Here is a 3,021-nt window from a genome sequence, read left to right on the forward strand (position 1 = left end):
CGTCTGGGGTGCCTGCGGCTTTCTCGCGCTCGGGCTCGCGCCGGCGATGGGACTTGCGCCCGAGCTGCCGGGCGCAGCCTCGGCCGCATTGGAGCAGCGCCAGCTCTGGTGGCTCGCGACCGTGATCGCCACGGCGCTCGGGCTCTTCCTGTTCCTGCGCTTCGAGCAGCCCTGGCTCAAGTTCCTGGCTGTCGTCGTGATCGTGCTGCCGCATGCGATCGGCGCGCCGCACCCGGCCGCGCCGGAGAGCAAGGTTCCGGCCGAGGTCGCCGCGCATTTCGCGTCGCTCTCGCTCGGCATCCAGGCCGCGCTCTGGCTCGCCACCGCCTTCATGGTCGGCGTGCTCTGGCCCTGGGCGAGCCGCCGGGCCGCTGAAGCCTGAAGGCAAGCCAATGTCCGAGGGCGACCTCACCATCCATGTCTGCACGGCCTGCCGCCGCGCCCGCACCGATCTCCCGGAGGGTTACGACCAGCCGGGACTGGCACTGGCCGAGCGCCTCGCCGCGCAGCTTAAAGCCAAGGGCAGCACGATCCCCGTGCTGCCCGTCGAGTGCCTCTGCGTCTGCAAGCGGCCCTGCACCATCGCGCTCAGCGCCGATGGCAAATGGACCTATCTGATCGGCGATCTCGACACCGACACCCATCTCGACGAGATCGTCGGCGCGGCGGAGGCCTATGCCGCCAGCGCCAACGGCATCGTTCCCTGGAAAGAGCGGCCGCAGTCCTTCCGCAAGGGCGTGGTCGCGCGCGTGCCGCCTTTGCCGGCGCGCCAGCAAGGATGACATCATGAACGCTCCGCAGAATACGAACCTGGGCAAGGTTCCCTGCACGATCATCACCGGCTTCCTCGGCGCCGGGAAGACGACGCTGGTGCGCCATCTCCTCGAGAATGCGCAGGGCAAGAAGCTCGCCGTGCTCGTCAACGAATTCGGCGATCTCGGCTTCGACGGCGAGTTTCTGAAGGGCTGCGGCATCGCCGGTTGCAGCGACGAGGACGTGGTCGAGCTGCCGAACGGCTGCATCTGCTGCACCGTCGCCGATGATTTCGTGCCGGCGCTGGAGAAGCTGCTCAACCGCCCCAATCCGCCCGAGCATATCCTGATCGAGACCTCCGGCCTCGCCCTGCCGAAGCCGCTGGTCCAGGCCTTCAACTGGCCGGCGATCCGCTCGCGGGTCACCGTCGACGGCGTCATCGCCGTGGTCGACGGCCCGGCCGTGGCCGAGGGCCAGTTCGCCGATGATCCCGAGGCGCTCGCTGCGCAGAAGGCGGCCGACGCCTCGGTCGATCACGACAATCCGCTGGAAGAGGTGTTCGAGGACCAGATCCTCTGCGCCGACCTGATCCTGCTCAACAAGAGCGACCTCGTCGACGAGGCCGGCCGTGCGCGGGTCAAGGCCGAGATCGCCGAGCATCTGCCCAAGGCGATCAAGATCGTCGAGACCTCCCATGGCAAGGTCGAGCCGGCGCTGATCGTGGGCCTCGGTGCCGCTGCCGAGAGCGATCTCGCCGCCCGCCCCTCGCATCACGGCGAGGGCGAGCATGATCACGACCATGACGATTTCGACTCGGTCGCCGTGCCGCTGCCGGCGGGACTTTCGCCGGAGGAGCTCACGGCGCGCGTCGCCAAGGCGGCCGAGGCCGAGGGCGTGCTGCGGCTGAAGGGCTTCACCGCCGTGCCGGGCAAGCCGATGCGGCTCGTCGTGCAGGGCGTCGGCCGACGCGTCGGCCATCATTTCGACCGGGCCTGGGGCGCGAGCGAAGCGCGCGACGGCCGCCTCACCGTGATCGGCCTCAAGGGCTTCGACCTCAAGGCCGTGGAAGCGGCTCTCGCGGGGGCGTAACATCGGCCGATGCACCTTCTCCCGACCAGCGAGATCAGGCTCGACGACGGCGAGGACGCCGTCGATCTCGCCCTGCCGCCGGGAGATGTGCTCGTCCTGTCCTTCACCGACAGCGACCTTTCGGCGCTGGCGGCGGCGGCCCGTACGCATGCGGAACCTTTGTCGTCATGGTCGGGCTCGTCCCGACCATCCACGTCTCCTTTCGGCGAGGACGGTGTTCAAGGCGTGGATGCTCGCCACAAGGGCGAGCATGACGGACGGAGCCTATCCGTCCGCCTCGCGCCGCTGCGACGCTTGAAGCACCCGCTCTCGGTCGATTTCCTGATCGAGAAGACGGCGGCGCGATGCCGCTTCGTCCTTGTTCGCTGCCTCGGCGGGCTCGATTACTGGCGCTACGGCATCGAGCAGCTCGGCATCGCCTGTCGCCAGCGCGGCATTCCGCTCGTGATCCTGCCCGGCGACGAGCGCGACGATCCACGGCTTGGCGAGCATGCGACGGTGCCGGCGGACTTCGCGGCGCAGCTTCTGGCCTATTTTCAGGCCGGTGGCGGCGCCGAGAACATGCGCCGGCTGCTGGGACGGATAAGGCTCTATCTGACAGAGATTCAACGCTCATCCGACCCGGCTTCGCCGGGCCACCTTCTCCCCCAAGGGGAGAAGAACGAAGCGGGTCGCTTTGCTCCCCTCCCACTCCCATCATTCTTCGCGCTCGGCCCCAGCGACACTCCCCTGCCCTGGCGCGAGGCGCTCGCCGCACTGCCCCCCGGCAAGCCGCTCGTCCCGATCCTGCTTTATCGCTCCGGCGTCGCGGCTGGCGACAGCGCCATGGGGGAGGCGATCGCCACCGCGCTGAGCGCGCGCGGCCTCGCCTCGCTCCCGCTCGCGTTGACCAGCCTCAAGGACCCCGCCGTTACGGCCGAGCTCGCCACGCTGATCGCGACGCGCAAGCCCGCTCTGATCTTCACCAGCACCGCCTTCTCCGCCCGCGAGGGCGCGGATTTCGTGCTCGACGGCGCCGATTGCCCGATCCTGCAGGCCGTGCCGGTCGGCAGCCCGCGCGAGGCCTGGGAAGCCTCGCCGCGCGGCCTCTCCGCCGCCGATCTCGCCATGCAAGTCGCCCTGCCGGAATTCGATGGGCGAATCGGCGCCATTCCCGTGGCTTTCAAAGCGGACGAGACC

4 protein-coding genes are annotated in these 3,021 nt (G+C 69.2%); all 4 read left to right on the forward strand.

What is annotated here, in order from left to right; genetic code table 11:
• Window positions 1-382: CbtA family protein (locus tag JHD80_RS26865; RefSeq protein ID WP_199093595.1), on the forward strand; the 382-nt coding region annotated here is incomplete at its 5' end.
• 10 nt (window positions 383-392) lie between these two features.
• Complete coding sequence (locus tag JHD80_RS26870; protein WP_199093597.1) at window positions 393-782, forward strand: DUF1636 family protein; 390 nt, start codon at window positions 393-395, stop codon at window positions 780-782.
• Between the two features lie 4 nt (window positions 783-786).
• Window positions 787-1,842, forward strand: a complete 1,056-nt coding sequence (cobW, locus tag JHD80_RS26875; RefSeq protein WP_199093599.1) for a cobalamin biosynthesis protein CobW — start codon at window positions 787-789, stop codon at window positions 1,840-1,842.
• Window positions 1,843-1,851: 9 nt separating this feature from the next.
• Window positions 1,852-3,021 (forward strand): cobaltochelatase subunit CobN (locus JHD80_RS26880; protein WP_199093601.1); only part of this gene is annotated, 1,170 nt, incomplete at its 3' end.

The sequence above is a fragment of the Allobosea sp. ASV33 genome (assembly GCF_016428755.1).
Lineage (GTDB): Bacteria > Pseudomonadota > Alphaproteobacteria > Rhizobiales > Beijerinckiaceae > Allobosea.

Coding starts and splice junctions, on each gene's coding strand:
- cobW (WP_199093599.1), top strand. CDS start 787: ATGAACGCTCCGCAGAATACGAACCTGGGCAAGGTTCCCTGCACGATC.
- JHD80_RS26870 (WP_199093597.1), top strand. CDS start 393: ATGTCCGAGGGCGACCTCACCATCCATGTCTGCACGGCCTGCCGCCGC.